The organism is Kribbella sp. NPDC023855 (assembly GCF_040639475.1).
Lineage (GTDB): Bacteria > Actinomycetota > Actinomycetes > Propionibacteriales > Kribbellaceae > Kribbella.
This window is the reverse complement of sequence record NZ_JBFAAA010000024.1, coordinates 1-17,549: the sequence shown is the minus strand read 5'-3', so window position 1 is coordinate 17,549 and position 17,549 is coordinate 1. Positions and strand designations below refer to the sequence as shown.

Annotated in this window: 11 protein-coding genes and 1 pseudogene; 5 read left to right on the top strand and 7 right to left on the bottom strand. The window is 66.2% G+C overall.

Annotation, left to right across the window (positions count from 1 at the left end):
- Window positions 1-10 precede the first annotated feature (10 nt).
- The 4 genes from AB0F51_RS39210 to AB0F51_RS39195 all read left to right on the top strand — a co-directional run bounded on the left by AB0F51_RS39210 (window position 11) and on the right by AB0F51_RS39195 (window position 7,395).
- Window positions 11-1,705, top strand: a complete 1,695-nt coding sequence (locus AB0F51_RS39210) for a hypothetical protein (protein ID WP_360288872.1) — start codon at window positions 11-13, stop codon at window positions 1,703-1,705.
- Window positions 1,706-1,726: 21 nt separating this feature from the next.
- The gene (locus tag AB0F51_RS39205; protein WP_360288870.1) at window positions 1,727-3,490 is read left to right on the top strand and encodes a sugar-binding domain-containing protein; all 1,764 of its coding nucleotides are present in this window, start codon (window positions 1,727-1,729) and stop codon (window positions 3,488-3,490) included.
- 66 nt (window positions 3,491-3,556) lie between these two features.
- Complete coding sequence (locus AB0F51_RS39200; protein WP_360288868.1) at window positions 3,557-5,464, top strand: hypothetical protein; 1,908 nt, start codon at window positions 3,557-3,559, stop codon at window positions 5,462-5,464.
- Window positions 5,465-5,532: 68 nt separating this feature from the next.
- Window positions 5,533-7,395 (top strand): beta-L-arabinofuranosidase domain-containing protein, encoded by a 1,863-nt coding sequence (locus AB0F51_RS39195; RefSeq protein WP_360288866.1) that lies wholly within the window; start codon window positions 5,533-5,535, stop codon window positions 7,393-7,395.
- On the opposite strand, the gene AB0F51_RS39190 is transcribed toward AB0F51_RS39195, so the two are convergent.
- Window positions 7,295-7,717 (bottom strand): MarR family transcriptional regulator, encoded by a 423-nt coding sequence (locus tag AB0F51_RS39190; protein WP_360288949.1) that lies wholly within the window; start codon window positions 7,715-7,717, stop codon window positions 7,295-7,297. The genes AB0F51_RS39195 and AB0F51_RS39190 overlap by 101 nt on opposite strands.
- Here AB0F51_RS39190 and AB0F51_RS39185 point away from each other — a divergent pair.
- Window positions 7,697-8,029 (top strand): DUF6506 family protein, encoded by a 333-nt coding sequence (locus AB0F51_RS39185; RefSeq protein ID WP_360288947.1) that lies wholly within the window; start codon window positions 7,697-7,699, stop codon window positions 8,027-8,029. The genes AB0F51_RS39190 and AB0F51_RS39185 overlap by 21 nt on opposite strands.
- A gap of 190 nt (window positions 8,030-8,219) precedes the next feature.
- Here AB0F51_RS39185 and AB0F51_RS39180 read toward each other — a convergent pair whose 3' ends face one another.
- The 6 genes and pseudogenes from AB0F51_RS39180 to AB0F51_RS39155 all read right to left on the bottom strand — a co-directional run.
- Entirely contained in the window at window positions 8,220-9,104 is an 885-nt protein-coding gene (locus AB0F51_RS39180; RefSeq protein ID WP_360288864.1) for a hypothetical protein, read from the bottom strand.
- 68 nt (window positions 9,105-9,172) lie between these two features.
- The gene (locus AB0F51_RS39175) at window positions 9,173-10,225 is read right to left on the bottom strand and encodes a hypothetical protein (protein WP_360288862.1); all 1,053 of its coding nucleotides are present in this window, start codon (window positions 10,223-10,225) and stop codon (window positions 9,173-9,175) included.
- Complete coding sequence (locus tag AB0F51_RS39170) at window positions 10,222-14,619, bottom strand: hypothetical protein (protein WP_360288860.1); 4,398 nt, start codon at window positions 14,617-14,619, stop codon at window positions 10,222-10,224. The genes AB0F51_RS39175 and AB0F51_RS39170 overlap by 4 nt, the downstream gene beginning before the upstream one ends.
- Window positions 14,616-15,356 carry a hypothetical protein gene (locus AB0F51_RS39165; protein WP_360288857.1) on the bottom strand — a complete coding sequence of 247 codons (741 nt, stop codon included), beginning with the start codon at window positions 15,354-15,356 and terminating at the stop codon, window positions 14,616-14,618. Before AB0F51_RS39165 ends, AB0F51_RS39170 begins: the two co-directional genes overlap by 4 nt.
- Window positions 15,353-16,915 carry a hypothetical protein gene (locus AB0F51_RS39160; RefSeq protein WP_360288856.1) on the bottom strand — a complete coding sequence of 521 codons (1,563 nt, stop codon included), beginning with the start codon at window positions 16,913-16,915 and terminating at the stop codon, window positions 15,353-15,355. Before AB0F51_RS39160 ends, AB0F51_RS39165 begins: the two co-directional genes overlap by 4 nt.
- Before the next feature lie 146 nt (window positions 16,916-17,061).
- Window positions 17,062-17,193 (bottom strand): annotated as a pseudogene (locus AB0F51_RS39155) (phosphotransferase); the annotation flags it as partial.
- Window positions 17,194-17,549: the final 356 nt, after the last annotated feature.

Here is a 17,549-nt window from a genome sequence, read left to right as displayed (position 1 = left end):
GGATCCGTCCTTGAAGACACCTGTCACCACCGCGACCGTCAGGGTGCTCCCCGGCCGCCGCGCCGACCATCCGCTGAGCAAGTCGAAGTTCGCCGTCTTCAACAGCGGCATCGTGCACGCCGCGACCTACCGCCGCGACGCCGCCGCACTCCGGGCCACCCGGCCGGAGTCGGTACGGATCGACGTCGGCTGGGGCGCGGACTGGATCGGCTACGAGCGCACGATCAGTGAAGCCTCCGCCGACGGTTACGCCTACGACTTCTCCGAGCTCGACGAAGTCGGTGCCTTCCTCAACGAACTCGGCATCCGCCCCTACTGGTCCTACTGCTACGTCCCCTCGCCCTACCAACCGGAGTCCGGAGACTGGCGCGATCTCGCCGAGGACGAAGGCTGGACCGCCATGATCGGCGCGTACGTCGAAGGCGCGCGCGACCGCGGCGTCCGAGTCGGCTACCACGAGGTCTACAACGAACCCGACCTGCGCGACGAACGAACCGGCGAAGCGGTGTTCTTCGGCGGCGACCTGGACGACTACCTCGCCCTCTACCGAACCACCGCCACCACGATTCGCAAGGCCGATCCCGACACCCCGGTCGGCGGTCCGGCGCTGGCGTCCGTGCTGGCCAACGAGCACTGGATTCCCGCCTTTCTCGACCTGGTGTCCGCCGAGAACCTGCCGCTCGACTTCTTCTCCTTCCACCACTACGGAACCCACAGCATCGGGGTCGCACTGGACAAGGTGCTGCAACACCTGGAAAGCCGTCCGAAACTGGCCGACGTCGAGGTCCACCTCAACGAATACAACTCCTACCCGGTCGACTACCCGCTCGGCGGTCTGCAGGACACCCATCACCTGGCAGCCGCGATGCTCGCGGACTTCGCAAACCTGCTGGCGAGCCCCGGCCTGACCAAGGTGAGCTGGGCGCAGTTCCTGGACAGCGGCCTCGGCAACTACTCCGGCATGGTCAGCATCGACGGCAAACCGAAGCCCGTGCTCAGCGCGTACGAGTTCTACCAGAACATGCCGGTCAACCGCTGCGCCCTGGAACTCGACGGCCCAGCCGGAGTCGGTGCACTTGCCGGTACTGCGAACGGCCGACTCGCGGTGGCCTTGTGGAACAGGTCTCCCCGTGCTGCGCAGATCCAACTGGACGTGGGCGATGGCGTTTACGACGCTGCTGTCGTACGCCGGATCGACGCGGACCACGACGGCACCGAGCTCGAGCACGTCCCGACCCAGCAGCACTGGACGTTCGAAGTACCGCTCGGCGGCGTAGTACTGCTGGACCTGACCGGTTCCGCTGACGAACCCAGTCGCCCAGCCGGCGTAGTACGAAAGGTCAGGCACAGGTACTCCGGCCGGCGGACCAGCGCGTGGGCCGATCTCGAAGAGGCCAGTACTACGTTCCGGCTCGGTACGGCGTCCGACCCACAGGCCGTGCCGGTCATCACCGCCGACCTCGCCGGCTGCGGCCCGTCGATCACCGTCACGAGCCAACTGACCGATGCCGAAGGCAACGACGTACCGGACGGCGCGCTCAAGGTGCGCTTCGAAGGACCCACGGCAAGCCAGGAAGTCGAACTCCGCACGGAGACGGCCACCGTGCAACTCGCGCCGCTCGGTGCCGAGGACGGCGAGATCCGCGTGACGGTTGCGCTTCGCGATGCCCCTGCCCACAGCTTTGCCGTCGTTGATCTCGCCTAAGCCGCCGAACGAGGAGCTTCTGTGCCGACGCCTCTGCAAGACCATCACCCGCGCCCGCTACTCGCCCGCGACGGCTGGCAAGACCTCTGTGGCGAGTGGCAGTTCGCCTACGACGACTCGGATACCGGCCTCGCGGAGCACTGGGAACGCCGTACCGACGTCTTCGACCGCGTCATCACCGTTCCCTACCCACCCGAATCACCCGCCAGCGGTATCCACGACACCGGCTACCACCCGGTTCTTTGGTACCGCCGGACGCTGCAGGTCCCCGCTCCTCCACCCGGTCGTCGGTCCGTCCTGCGGTTCGGCGCCGTCGACTACCGCGCTGACGTCTGGGTCAACGGTCAGCACGTCGCCCGGCATGACGGTGGCCAGACTCCCTTCAGCGCTGACATCACCGACGCGCTGAGCAGCGACGGCGAACAGGTGCTGGTCGTCCGCGCCTGGGACGATCCGCACGACCTCGAACAGCCGCGTGGCAAGCAGGACTGGGAGGAGCGGCCTCACGTCATCTGGTACGAGCGCACCTCCGGGATCTGGCAACCAGTCTGGCTCGAAGAGGTTCCGGGCGACCACGTGGAAAGCCTTGTCTTCACCCCCACAGCCTTACCGGGAACCGTCGATGTCGAGGTGCGGCTGGCGAAGCGGAGCAAGGATCCGGTGCAGGTCTCGATCCGGCTCGAGCTCGACGGCCGGATCTTGGTGGAGGACAGCTGCACGGTCCAGGGCACCCTGCTTCGTCGACGACTCGTAGTACAGGACAGCAGGTTCGAAGCTGAGCCGCATCGCCTCGAGTGGTCCCCCGAACAGCCGGTACTTTGCGATGCAACCGTCACGGTCGGGGCCGACTCCGTGCACAGCTACGTCGGCTTCCGAACTGTCGGCACGGACGAGCGGTCCTTCCTGCTCAACGGGCGTCCTTACTACCTGCGACTCGCGCTGGCCCAGGGGTACTGGCCGCAGACACATCTCGCCGCACCCAGCACTGAAGCGTTGCGGGCCGAGGTCGAACTGATCAAGCAACTCGGCTTCAACGGCGTCCGTGTCCACCAGAAGGCCGAAGACCCGCGATTCCTGTACTGGTGCGACCGGCTCGGCCTGCTCGTGTACGCCGATGCGGCCGCGAGCTACTCGTACAGCAGCCGGTCCCTGGCCCGCACCACCCGCGAGTGGATCGAGATCATCGAGCGGGACGCCGGCCACCCCTGCATCGCGGGCTGGGTCGCCTTCAACGAGAGCTGGGGCGTAGGGCAGGTCGCGGACTCCGAGCAACAGCGCGATGGAGTCCGGGCCCTCTACCGTCTGCTCAAGGCGCTCGACCCATCGCGTCCGGTCATCGGCAACGACGGCTGGGAGTACGTCGCCGGCGACCTGCTTGGTATCCACGACTACACGCACGATCCGGAGACCGTCCAGCGACGGTACGCCGATGAGGATCGCGTGCGAGCGACCGTGGCGAAGGGTCGGCCAGGTGGAAGGCGGCTCGCCCTGGGCGACCCGGCGCCCGCAGTACCGGTGCTTTTGAGCGAGTTCGGCGGATTCACCCACGCGCCGGACGACCCGACGACGTGGAGTGGGTACGGCGTCGCTGACTCGCCGGAACAACTCCTCGAGCGGCTCGGTGCATTGCTGGAGGCCGTTCACGCGTCCACCGGCCTCGCGGGGTTCTGCTACACCCAGCTCGCCGATACCGGTCAGGAGCGCAACGGCCTGCTGACCGAGGACCGCAAGCCCAAGGCCGATCTGGACCTGATCGCCCGGATCGTCATCGGCCCACCGCGCTGACTGATTGGAGGTGAGAGTTCCTTTCCCGTTCGAGCATGACCGCCCAAGCGAACAGAAGGACTGCAGATGAACAGATTCCGACGGGCATGCGCGGCACTCGGAGCCGCTGCACTGCTCGGGGCCACCCTCGTGGCCCAACCCGCCCAGGCCGCGGCAGCAACCGTGGCCGCCGACTTCACCGCCAATGCCGACTATCCCCTGATCAAGAGCAAGTTCGGCGTCTTCAACAGCGGCTACGTGTCGCTGGCCCGCTGGAAGCGAGACGCCCCGCTACTCGCGACCCTGCGACCGGCGCGGGTGCGCTGGGAGATGATGTGGGGCAACGAGCAACACGATTGGGCGCCGATGATCACCGGATCGGCCGCCAGCCCGCAGTACAACTTCAGTCAGGTCGACCAGCTCGTCGACCTGATCAACGGCGCCGGCGCCTTGCCGGTCCCCGCCCTCACCTACACCCCTGGCATTCTCAAACCGCCCGGTGGTTCCTGGAACAACCCGCCCACCAACCCGTCGGTCTGGGCCAACCAGATCGTGCCCGCGTTCGCCAACCACTGGAAGCAGACCGGCCGACGGATCGGCTCGTACGAGATCTGGAACGAACCCGACCTGCCCGGCGTGTTCTGGACCGGCAACCAGACGCAGTACCTGGACCTGTACCGCGATGCCTCCCGCGCGTTGCGCGCCGCTGACCCGGACGCGTACGTCGAAGGCCCGGCACTGTGCTGCGTCAGCTGGTCCGGACCGTTCGTCAACCGGGTGCAGTCGGAAAACCTGCCACTCGACGGCTTCTCCTTCCACGCCTACACCGACGCCACCAACGGCAGCCTCGAGAACAACTACCGCGGCGCCACCGACTCCGGGCTGACGTCGTACCGGATGGCCTCGGTCGACAACAACCTGAACGAGTACAACTGGACCAACGACTTCACCGCGCCGACCGACGTCATCACCCATCGCGGCGCGGCCCAGATGCTGAAGAGCTACAAGGCACTGCTGGCCAAGCCGTGGATCACGCATGTCGAATGGGCGCAGTTCCAAGACCCGATCTGCGCCAGTACCTGCGACGTCATTGGGCTGCTCGACCGCGACGGGCACAAGCGCGCGTCGTACAACGCGTTCCAGCTCTATGCCAACATGCCGGTGGAGCGTAAACAGCTGAACATCAACGGCGCGGTCGACGGAATGGCTTCGTCCGACGGGCACAAGTCCGGCATTCTGCTGTGGAACACTTCAGGCGCGGCACAGACCGTGTCCGCCGCTCTCAACAACGTTCCCTTTGCCCAAGGCAACTTCCGGGTCTACCGCATCGACTCACAACACGCCAGCTACGAGGACAACCACGCCAGCGAACACCTGGCACCAGTCGAACAGCGCCTCGGCACCAGCACCGCCGGCCTCAACTGGTCCGGAACCATCCCGGACCACGGCGTCGTCTACCTCGAAGCCGAGGACGGCAGCGGCACCGACACCCTCGCTGGGCTGCACGTCGCCAACGTACTGCGCAGCAACCGCTACATCCCCAACCACAGCAAGGCGTCCTACGCCAGCTTCGACCGCCGGACCTGGACAGCTGCGCTCGGGATGGCCGGTGAGACCTGGGCCGACGTCGCAGCCGGCACGGTCGCAACCGGCCTCCCCGCCAACCTCCGTGTTCGCCTCCAGGCCAGCGGCAACTTCCAGCAACTCGACGCCAACAGCCTGCTCGGCATGAGGATCGACTTCCAGACAGCCGGCGGCTACACCAAGGGTGTGCTGATCCACGGCGGGCTTTACAACAGCGGCAGATCAGCACCCGAGCCGTGGGGCACGAAACGACAACCTGACCAAGTGATCACCGTCCCCAACTTCTCCGACTTCACCGTCAACCTCCCCGGCCTCGCCCCAGCCGGCTGGACCGGCCGTGCCAGCATTAGTTTCCACCTACAGAACAGCGGTCCCAACACTCGTATCACCGCCAACATCCGCGCAGCCTGACCACCCGGTTGCCCCTGACCTCGCCGGGTCAGGGGCAACCGCCGTCGATCTCGCAGAGAGAGGTCACCTTGACCAAGTACACGCCTCGCCTTCGTGAACTGCCGCTCGGTGCCATCCGTCCGCAGGGCTGGCTGGAACGCCAACTGCGGCTGCAGGCCGACGGCCAAACCGGCCGCCTGGAAGCGATCTGGCCGGATGTCGGCCCTTCCAACGGCTGGCTCGGCGGCGACGGCGAGAACTGGGAACGGGCACCGTACTACCTCGACGGGCTGGTCCCCTTGGCCTACGTTCTCGACGACGCCGAGTTGCAGGCCAAGGCCCAGAAGTGGATCGAGGCCATCCTCGACAGTCAGCGCGCCGACGGCCAGTTCGGACCGGCCGGCAACGACGACTGGTGGCCGCGAATGGTCGCCCTGAAAGTACTGACGCAGTACGCCGACGCCACCGCCGACGACCGCGTCGCGCCCTTCCTGTACCGGTACTTCCAGTACCAGCGGGCCGAACTTCCCGGTCGGCCCCTGGACAGCTGGGGCAAAGCACGTGGAGCCGACAACATCTTGTCCATCCTCTGGCTCCGCGAGCGCATGGAGGAGGGCTGGCTGCTCGAGCTGGCCCGGCTGATCCTGGACCAGACTCACGACTGGGCGACATTCGTGACCAGAGATCTCCCACCCGGTCCGGTGTCGACGTTCCGCCACCTCACCCACGGGGTGAACGTCGCGATGGGGCTGAAGACTCCGGCGGTCGCGCTCCTGCTCGACAACGACCTCGGCCACATCGACAAGCTCCAGCAGATGCAGACGAGCCTGGAACGGCTACACGGACAGGTGCACGGCGTGTTCTCGGGCGATGAATGGCTCGGCGGGCGGGATCCTCATCACGGCGTCGAGACCTGCCAGGTGGTCGAGCTGATGTTCACCCTGGAACAGCTCGCCCGGGTGCTGGGCGACGGCCGGTACGGCGATCAACTGGAGCAGGTCGCCTTCAACCTGCTGGCCGCGGCGAACGATCCCCGGATGCTCGCCCACCAGTACCACCAACAGGCCAACCAGGTACTCGTGTCCTTCGCCACCCGCGACTGGAGCTTCAGCGGTCCGGACGCGAACGTTTTCGGCCTGGAACCGCACTTCGGCTGCTGCACCGCCAACCTGCATCAGGGCTGGCCCAAGTTGGTCCGATCGCTGTGGATGCGGAGCTCGGCCGACGATGCGCTGACCGCGATCGCCTACGCACCCTGCACGGTGCGGGCTGCGGTCGACGGCCAGCCGGTACAACTCGACGTCCAGACCTCCTACCCCTTTGAGGAGACGATCGAGATCCGCATCGGCGTCGACGAGCCGACCGAGCTGACCCTGCGCCTGCGGATTCCCCAGTGGTGTGACGATCCGGTCCTGGTGGTCCAGGGTTCACAGGTTCCGGTGTCCATCGACGACTACGGGTTCGCAGCAGTTCGCAGTACCTTCGCCGACAGTGACGTCGTACGACTCGAACTCCCCATGCAACTCCGGGCAGTGCCGCGGGACAAGGGCGCTGTCGGATTGCGACTGGGACCACTGGTGATGGTCCACGCGATCGGCGAGGTCTGGCGACCGGTACCGGATCACGCCGGCCTGGCCGAGTGGGAGATCACCCCACGCTCCTTCTGGAACCTCGGCCTGTGGAGCGACGACCCCGAGGGCATCGCCTCGTGGCCGATCGAACGGAAACCGGTCGAAGACGTTCCTTTCACCGCATCGGGCGCGCCCGTCATCATCCACGGCAAAGGCGCACAGCTCCACCAGTGGCGAATGCAAGACGACTCCGCCGGCCCACTCCCCGAAAGCCCGGTCCCTACCAGCATGCCCATCCTGCCAATGCGCCTACTCCCCTACGGCTCAGCCCGCCTCCGAATAGCCGAGTTCCCCACCATCCACCCCACCGCCCCCGCGTGAGCGGGTCCGGATCCAAGGACGAAATCAATCCTCGACGCGAAATCAAGAGCTCCCGGAGCAACGTGGCCACCTGACGACGTTGCCCAGCAGTCAACGGGGACAGGAACTCCTCGTCCACGGCAAGAACCTTCGTCAGTGACCGTTTCGCCAGGCTGCGGCCGCTGGCCGTCAGGTGGACATGGATCGCTCGCCCGTCCTCAGAGTCAGGAGTTCGACGAATCAATCCGGCTTCCTCGAGCCGGTTCAGACGGGACGCCATTGCGCCGGTCGTGATCAGCGAGGACGGCGCAAGGTCGCTCGGATTCGCACCTCCAGATCGCATGTCGTTCAGCAACTGGGCTTTCATCTACTTGTCCTCGGCGAAGAGGATCCTGTCCGAGACCGGGCGGTCATCAGCGTCGGAGGTCTGACCACCACAATCGTGCCGGTTCCGGACTGCGCGCTGGCAGCGGGAGTTGCCAAAAAGCTGGTGGCCGACGGCGCACAGGCCATCGAGCTGTGCGGAGGACTGCGGCCGTCGGTAGTGACTGAGGTCCTCGCGGCAACTGAGGGAAAGGTGCCGGTGGGTGGCGTCTACTACGGCGTCGAGTCGGTCCACGGGCTGGCCGCACTGTTCCCCGTCGACCAGCGCTGATCATCCGACCTGACCAGCTGGACTCTCCGACGACGGGGAGTCCGGCGAGGACCGAAGGCGACCTTCCCCGACACTCACCCTCGATGTGATCGATCGAGGCATCCTCTACCCTGACGCCGTCACGTCTCGGCGTTCGAGTCTCTCGAGCCGCGCCAACGCCTAAGGCCTGATACACGGGCCGTGATGACGTCTATTGATCTTCTCCATCGATCTCAGCCAACTGGCTGCGCAGTCGGGCTGCCTCAGCCTCTGCTTTCTTCAATCGGCGCCTGAGTGCCTCCTTGGAAGGCGGCTTCGGCTGCTCTGGTTGTGGCATGCGGGGCACCAGCCAACCAGCTCGTTGGCAGGCGACGACCTGCCGGACGTGGGTGCAGGTGCTGCAGAGGGCCTCTGGACTGGGTCTCGGCCAGCGTTGCTGGAGCATCCTCTCCCAATGCATCCGCTCTCGCTCGTCCTGCTCGCCCGGATGGGTTGACCAGTACTCCTCGAACTGACGCTTCATTTCACGCGTTCGCTCGATACTGGCAAGTTTGGGGCCATCGCTCGGTTTCCAGGCGGGGTCGCAAACCGCGTCGGTCACGTGACCGCATGACAGAGTTACCGTCCAGAACGCCGACCTACGGGGCTCGTCCCGGCGAAGCGCGGCCCAAATCTCCTCGCCGGCCCAGTCCGGCGGCTCAACGGGATCGGCCTCGAACGAAACAAGACGGCGGTCTCCCCAGTCGATGATCTCGCGGTACGGAGCGGGCGGAGCCGCGTCGTGCCAGCAGCTGATCTGGCCACAGGGCAGGAGCGCCGAGGAAACCGGATCACGCCATCGCTGCTCGTCAGGCCGAGAATCCTTGCCGCTTGTCAAGACCTCGACGACGCACTCACAGTCCAACTGAACGCGCCACCGGTAGAGCTTGTCGGGAGATGGCGCAAAGAAAGACCAAAGGGCGTTCGGGATGTGGCGCCGTCGTTCATCGTTGTGGCGGTTGTACTCTTCCAACGTCTCCCTGGCAGGCCGGGCTTTACCAGGCAAACGCCGTAACACCGCCCGCCGCTGAGTATCTACGCCTGCCAGCTGGCTCATCGGCTCTCACTCCCTCGGTCAGCGTTGCATCATTTTGGCGGCCACGCGACACAACGTGCGGTCGCGGTTCAGATTCGGTCGAGAACGTTCTGCTTGTCTACTAGCAGTTCGTAGCCAACTGCCTCCTGGGGATATCGGTAACCGTCGATCAGCGCCTGTCGGGCCTGGTCGGCCAGGGGGCCTAACCATTCGGCGGCAGCTATGGCGTCCGCAGCAACCGGGGTCGCCCGATGCGTTTTCTGCGCCGCGAACAGCAGTTCGTACAGTGGAACCGCAGGCAGTACCGGCGGGAGGCCGGCCCCGACAGCGCTGAGATTCGCAGCAGCGGGTATCTGCAAGCCCTTCAGATCAACGTCACCGAAGTAGACGATGCGCTCAGCCGTCGGCACCAGAAGCGGTACGGTCAGCACTGCTGACGGGAACTGACTTCCGGTCCCATAGCCTACGTGCCTCGCGAAGCCACCTTGGGCGGCATGCTCTCGGGTGACTTCGAGCAGCGACGCGTAGGTGTGATGGTTCTCGGCGATGAGCAGCGCCGCTCCACGCGAATCTGGATACCCCGGCACCCACTGCGACACGAACGGGATAGGCACAGCGTGACATCGGAGCAGGTCCAACGTGAGTGCACCGGAAGTGAACAGGCGGGTCAGGCTGAGGCTGTCGAGCCGCTTCTCGTCTCCGAAAAGCTCCAGCGATCGTTCCCGCGCCGGCACGCTGGGACGCCCGCTGCCGCCATCTCGCAGGAAAGCGGCCACGGTCTCGAGCACGGCGAACTCGTCCTCACGGTCGGCGATCCGACCTGCCTCTTCCAGCGCTGCCGGCCAGACTCGAGCAGCACGCGGTTCACGAGCCTCACGGCGGCGGACCGGCCGCCGCACCCACAACGGCAGCGGTGGGTCGGCTCGCCGGTCAAACTGTCCCGCGGAGCTCGGCAATGTCATCAGCCCGGCCGCGGCCAACTCGTCGAGTGCCGACCTGATGTCGGTCCGCGCGCACGGCGTGGTCGCCAGGCTGCGGTCGAAAGCAACGGCAGCGTCGTACAGGACATCGATCTCCACCCGCTGCGTCGCCGACGCCGCCAAGTGGTCGGCAAGATGGCGCGCAAGGGCCGTCAGCGTCACGGCTCGGTACCGTCCGCCTCATCGGTCTTGCTCAATCGGGCCCCCGTGATGCCGTCAGCGGCCTGCTGCTCGTCCAGCACGACGTACCGCCTCGTCCGCAAAGCACCCGGAGCATTGCGCAGCCGCAGGACATTGGGGAACTGCCCGACTGCCCCCAGATCCTCGACCCCGGTCGTATAGACGAGTTGCACTCCATGCGCGGCGGCGACGTCTCGCTGCAGCCGAAGGAGCGCCACGTGGCTCGCCGTACCGAGTGGATTGTCGAGAACCAAGGTGCCACCCAACGCGCCCTTGCCTTGACCCCGGTTGACCGCGCGGAGGCGGGCAAGGGTGCAGTAGAGGGCGACGCACACAGTGAGCTTCTCCCCGCCAGAGAACTTGCCTAGCTGAGTGACCTCGACCGGCTCTACCGCTAGATCGCTGTTGGGCTTGAGCACCTTGACGCTGAAGCCACGAGGCGCCACCGACTCATGCACACAGCGCTTGAGAAGGCTGAGCCCCTCCGGCTTCGACTTCTCGCTCACGATCCGGTCGATCACGCTGTCGATCCGCAGCTGCAAATCCTCTTCGCTGCTCGGCCGGGTCAGTCTGATCCGCAGGAAGTGTTCGTTGCCCCAGTTCCCCAAGGTGCCAGGCAGCCTCGAATGCCGGTTCGCTGACTCCAGCATCGCCAGTACGTCCCGCACCATCGCCGCGACCTCGACAACCACCAGGTGCTGGTCCCGACCGATATCGGCGAGTTGCCCTTCGATGGTCTGACGTCGCAGTCGCAGATCGGCAGCCAGCAGGGCGGCCCGCTCCCCCAGCACCTCGGCGTCGTCGGCGGTGAAGCGGTCCCGTCGCGCATCGGGGATTTTTGCGAACCGGCTGCCGGCGGCCACACGGCGTACGCCTCCTACCGCTCGGTCAGCGGCCTCGGCTGTGGCTTTCGCGGTACCGGCCGCCTTGTTCAGGTGGTTCAACACCTCGGTCAGTGCTCCCTCGGCGTCCTCCTCGACGTACGGTGGGATGTCGTCGGGCACAACTACCGGCGCAGCAGCATCCTGGAGCCGGTTGGCTTGTTGTTCGAAGACCCGAGCCGCTGTACCGGCAGCGGTGGCGGCTACACCTGCGTCACCTGCTTCCGCCTTCAGACGGGTAGCCTTGCCGCTCAGGTCGGTAGCCCGAAGGGCCTCGCGCTCCGCCAACTCCCGCGCCTCCGACTCGGTCGCCGGCTCGACCTCCAACTGCGCATACCGGGCCCGGCCTCGCGGCGTCCGCTTCTCTACCTCGTCCTGTGCCGCATCCAATTCCGCCTTTCGACGGCTCAGGTCACCCTGCGCCGCATCAGCTTCAGCGCGCGAACGAATCCGGGCCGCGCCTCGCCTCTCACCGTCTTGACCATCGCTGGTCTCGAACAGCTCCGCGGCTTGCCCGATCACCGCGGATTCGTAGGCGGCCAGGGACTGGGCTGCTTGCCCCGCGCGAGCGAGCAGGTTGTTCAGCCGTTCGGCCAGCACGGACTGGGCGGCAGCTGTGTGCCACTGCTGATCGAGCTCAGCGAACCGCCCCTGCAACGCCGGCAAGGACTCGCCGGCCTCGCTGACAACCGGTGCCCGATCGTCGTCGAGCAGTGAGATCCGGCCTGCTTCAGTCGCGTACCGTTGGCGGTTCGACCTGTGTTGAGCAGCTCGATCACGAGCAGCCCTCTCGGTTGCGCGATACCCGGCGACGAGTTCCTCTGCCGCCTTGGCGAAACCACTGTGATCAGCAGCCTCCTTCTCCAACTGAACAATTGTCTGCCGAAGTCCTGCCAGCCCGAAGACGCGGCCGGCCAGCGCGGACAGTCGTTCGATTTTGCCGGCAAGTACTGCGAGCTCCCCAGACAGATCGGACTGGCGCTGGCTGTCGGCCGCCTCTTCGCGGTCCAGCTGGTCGATCTGGTCGAGCACCGACCGTTCCACCATCCTGGATTGCTCGATCTCTTCGTCGGCAGCCGCGACAGCCCGCTCGAGGTCGTCGAGATGTCCGGCTGGGCAATCGAGTAGCAGCGATTCCATCGTGGCGAGCAACGCCCGATCAGCGATCGCCTCGTCGCGCAGCACGCTGATCCGCAGATCCTGCTCCTGCCGTCGCGCCTCTCGTTCCGTCCGTGCGCTTTCGGCAGCCACGGGGTCGAACAAGGCGGGGTCGCTGCGGACGGCGCACCAAGGCGGTGCAGCGGAACCGAGCGCCTCCTCCAGCTGGGTCGCTGTGCACACCGTCACATGAGCGACGGCGTGCCAGCCACCAGACAGGACCAGAGCCTTGGCGTCTTCAGCATCGCCGTCCGCGACCACAACACCGGCAGCCAGTTCGGCTACCTGGGGATTCATCAAGACACCAGATCGACTCGGCTCGGCCACCAGGTCACGAAGCAGTTCCCATCCCGGTCGCGCCGAGATCGTCTTTCGCACCAGCATTTCGGCGGCGCGCTGAGCATCGCGCGTGCTCGGCAGAAAATCGTCCGTTCGCAGCCCTTCCAGAGCTCGGTCGTCGTCGGCGGCATCGACCCGGGTGTCGACGATGGCCGCGTCGGCCGTCACCGCCGCGTGAGTCAGGGCAGCGCGCAGGTCGGCCGCCTCTGCCCAGAGGTTCAACCGCCCGCCGTCCGCGATCTGCAGCAGCTCGGCAACCCTACTGTCCGCTACCAGTTCGTCGACCCGCTCGACCAGTCGTCGGCGGTCGGTATCGACCTGATCCTGCTCGGCGATCCTGGCGATCCGGGCAGCCGCCAGCCGACTCCCCTCCGCCTGCAGAGTCTTGCGCTCTTCGGGTCGGGCAGCGCGCCTTGCCTGAACGGACCCCAACTGCTCGTCCAAGTCACGCTGCAAAATCCGCGACCCGGTCAGCACGGCCGACGGACTCGCGTCGGCGTCCGGCAGGTCACCGTTTTCCACGGCAGCATCGACAGCCTGCTCGATCTCGATGACCTGGCCCTGCAGGTTCTCCACCCGAACCTGGGCAGCGGTCGCACTATCGCGGTGACGCTGGGCGGCGTCGGCCTCCCTGTGGGCCGACGTTTCCGCCTCAGTCGCGACAGCAGTTGCTTCCTCTTCGGCGACGACCTCCTGTTCCACCAACGCCGCATAGTGCGATTTCAACGCTGCCGCCGCGTCGTCGCGTGCCGCTCGCAGCGGAGCGGTTTTGTGCTCCTCCTCGGACAACTGCTTGCGGACCTCGACCGCTGCGCGTTCCGCCTCGGTACGCTCGGCCAGCCAGTGAACGGCTTCCCAGGCAAGGTTCTCGTGCTTGGCCGAGGCGGCAGACTTCCCAGCGATCTCCCAATCCGACTGCGCTGCTGCCCTTCGGTAGATGGCGGCCAATCGGTTCAGCTCGTTCGCGGCGTCGTTGAGGCGATTGCGTTCGGTGTCGAGGCTGGTCGCCTCGCCGGCCAACCGCTCCTTCTCCCCGGCTAGTCGCTTCGCCTCGAGTTGCTGGGCGGCGGCTGAGGTACGGAAGGCACCGGCCAACCGCGCGGCGGCCAGGCGGGCGGAGGACGCCTCAACGTCTGCGGCCTTGGCCCGGCGGTGCGAATCGGCCAGTACGTCGAGCCGGTCCGCCACCTCGGCACAGAACTCCCGGTCGACCAGGAGCTCCGGCTTACGGCCGAGAACATCGATGATCTTGCGCAGGTTGGCGGCCACCAGGTCGGGCTGAGTCGTGTCGACGGTCAGGTCGATCAGGAAGTCGATGAACCTGGCCGTCGTCGGGAAGTCGAACAGGTCGGCGACGCCACCCTCGGAGTGGTTCATCTCCTTCTGGTAGCGAAACAGCGCCGGGTCCAGGTTGCGCGCGGTGAGCGTACTCGTCCAGTCGCGCCGCTCGTTGCGGTCGTGGACCACCAACACGGCATCGCGCGGCCGGGCGGTGGCGATCTCACGCAGACAACGGACGAAGTCCAACATCGATCGGCGGCGACCGGTCTCGTCCTCGATCGGCAGTTGATCGAGGTCGAGTACACCCGGTACCGCAAAGAACGCGTAGTAGCGCCCCTGCAGCTTGTCGCGATCACGATCGGGATCGACCGGCTTGCGCCGTTCCGTCCACTCATAGACCGCCCCGGTGATCAGACGTTGCGGTGTTCCGTTCACCTCCGTCACCCACTCAGCCACCGTATGGCTGGTGTCGCCGGATCCGATGTAGTCCTCCAGGTGGCGCTTCATGGACTTCCCCATGAAGTCCTTCCAGTACGGCAGCAACAGCGCGAACAGCAACGAGAGCAGACTCGACTTGCCGCCACCGTTGCGCAACCACAGGATCGTGTCGGACGGTTCACCGTCGAGGCCAGGGCTCAGATCGAGGGTCAGGTCCGTGAAGCGGGCGGCCCGGTCCCCGACGCTCGCCAGCCGGAACCGCGACAGCTGATAGGTCACGAGATCCCCTCCGTACGGCCATCATCACGCCTGATTTTGGCAAGCACCTCGTAGGTGGCGTTGCCGGCTAGCTCCCGCGCCTGGATCCGAAAGCGTTCGAGCAACTGGTACGCCTCCGGACCCCGGGACGTGGCCTGCCGGGCAAGCCCTTGGTCGACCATCCAGGTCAGCACGTGCGCCACCCAATAGGGCGATGACGCTGCCGACCGGCGAGACTTTCCCTTCCCCTTGTCTGCCTTGTACCCCGGCGACAGACGGTCGTAGGTACGCCAAGCCTCATCGAACGACTCCTCCTGCCTCGTCGCCACCTCGGGGTCGCGTTTCAGCCGCTCACAGACCTCCCGGAGAAACCGTTCGACCTCGTCGACGGCAACCCAACGAACCCGGTCGTCGTCGAAGTCGGCCGGATTGGGAAACGCGAACGCGGCGACCGCGACGCTGACCAGGCCGACCAGCAGGCGTTCCCTCACCCCGGTCACGTTCGGGAGATCGGACAACCGGAACGCGAAGACCGACTCCCGGCGTACCCCGACCACCAAACCGAGGTCCGACTCCGAGAGCACCTGCCCGTCAAAGCCTTCGAGCACACTGTCGACGGCATTGCGGAACTCCAGATCGGTGCTGTAGCGCGTCAGTAACACCCGATAGTCGGAGTCCGCGCCGGGCCGAGCCTTCGGTCGCAGGCTATATCCGATCAGAGCACCCACATCGGCCAGATCACGCTGGTTCAGGGTCATAGCGGCTTCCGATCGTTGTGTCCAGCCACCGAAAAGGTCATGGCCCAGGACGCGAGCGCCTCCTCGTCGGCAGCAATGATCAAGTCGTCCCCTGACCAGCCGGCCAGGTTGAGCGGCGTACCGTCAGCGTCGACGGCTGCAGTCGGTCCGAGAACTTGGGCGGCCGCATCCGTCGCCGTCGAGAAGTCCTCCACGGATTCGGGTGCGTAACTCCACAACACCGCCAAGGCGATGATCCGCTCCACGGCGTCGCGTTCGATCCCGGCCGGCAGGTCAGCGGATCGTGCTGCCGTGAGCAGCGCCGACAACCTCGCCGGCAACTCGACGGCGTCGACCACCTCGGCAGCTGCTTCGAGTACCTCCCTCGGAACAGCCGGTGGCTCTGGTGCACCGAGTTCCTCGTCCGGTACAGGCTCTTCCAGAGCAGTTCCACGACGCGGCGCCAACAGATCGTCGATCAGGTCCGCCAAGCGGACCATCCGCGGCACCTGCGGGCCCGCGATCAGCATCGCGAAAGTCTCGGCCGGCTCAAGGGCGACATCGGCGGGTAGGCTCAACAGCGGCAGGAACACGTCGTCGGTGATGTTCGGATTACGCAGCCCCGCGGCCGGCCTGAACGACTGGCGGGTTTGTTCGTCCAGGAAGATCGTCCGGGCGCTCACGAGTCGACCATGCAACTCGGTGTGCCGGTGCCTGCATTCTTCGAGCAAGCCCGCGATCCGAGCCGCCGCGCCGGCCACCGACACGCCATTGTCCGGCGAGTCCAGGGCTCCGCGGACATGCTCCAACAGCCTCGCCTCGGCAGCGAGCCTGTCCTCGAGGTGGGAACGATTCCTCTCCAGCTGCTTCGGCACCTGATCGGCCCACTGGTCTACGACCGTACGGATGTCTCGCGCGGTGTCGGCCAGCAGCGTTCGCAACTCGTCGGCGTACCGAACAGACAGCAGCCTCGAACGCTCCGCCGCCTTCTCCGCCTGCCCGAAGGCCCCTCGTTCGAGTTGCCTGGCCAGCATCAACTCGATCGCGGCCTGCTCATCCTCGACGTCGAATTCGAGCCCGCCCACCAGCGCGTTGATCGCATCCGTTGACGCCCGCAGGACGTTGACACCACGCGCATGATCCTCATGCTCGGTCAAAAGCCGGAACTCGGCCGGCACCTCCCGATGCCGCACCGCCCCACCCTCATCCCGGCTGAAGACAGAGGTCGGATACCGGTACGGCGCCTCGCGTTCCTTGCGATTCAGCAACGCGTCGACGACGTACTGAGCAACCTGGCCGTGTTCCTCGTCCGGACGCTCAGGCCGCGCCGTCCCCGCGAGCGCTCGCAGTCCGGTAACGACGTCGTCGTAGGTGACCTCGTCGTCGAACCCCTGCCGAGCGATGACCGAGTCGATCGCGGCCAACGCCAGCGTCGATACGTCGTACCAGTTGGCTCCCCAACTCTGACGGGCGACGTTGTCCGCCGCATCAGCCACCGGCCGAACCCGCAGCAACGCCCGTACCCGCTCCCCGAACGCCCCGTCGAACACAGCCCGCCCGACCGTGCCCCGATCACTCACCCCGTGAGCCCCCTCAGCGAGTCCGAACCAACCAGCCGACCCTAACAACCCCGTCACTCATTGTCACCAGTACAAGCAGGCCGTCTTCTGGACCCAGGTCTACAGAGAAGGCTGGCTTAAGTGCCTGCTGCCGTCGGTCGACCACCCGCGTGGGCCATACCGAAGTCGATGACGCGTGGCCCCTCGGCACTGAGGATGACATTTGCTGGCTTCAGGTCGCGGTGGACCAGACCGGCGGAGTGCGATCGCGGCGAGGCCTTCGGCGATGCCCGCCGCAAGTCCTACCAGCATGTCGCCCGTGAGTGGCCCACGAGCGCCAACGTGCTCCGCAAGATTTGGGCCGGCCACATACTCGGTCGCCAACCACGGCGGCGATGCGTCAACATCTGAGCCACAGAACCGTTGCACGGGGGTGCACGGACGGTTGAGGAGGTTGCGCGGTGGGTTATCAAAATCCGCCGATCCGCTGGTCGGAGCTCGAGCAGAAGCTCTCCGACCGGACCCGGCCCGCGTCGCACGGTGGCCGGCCGGTCACTGCTGATGTGTTGACCGGACCAAGGATTCAGAGGATGCGTGTTGGGCGGGTCAGTGGTGGTTGGGCTCGATAGGAATGCGGCAGTCGTTCTAGGAGGCT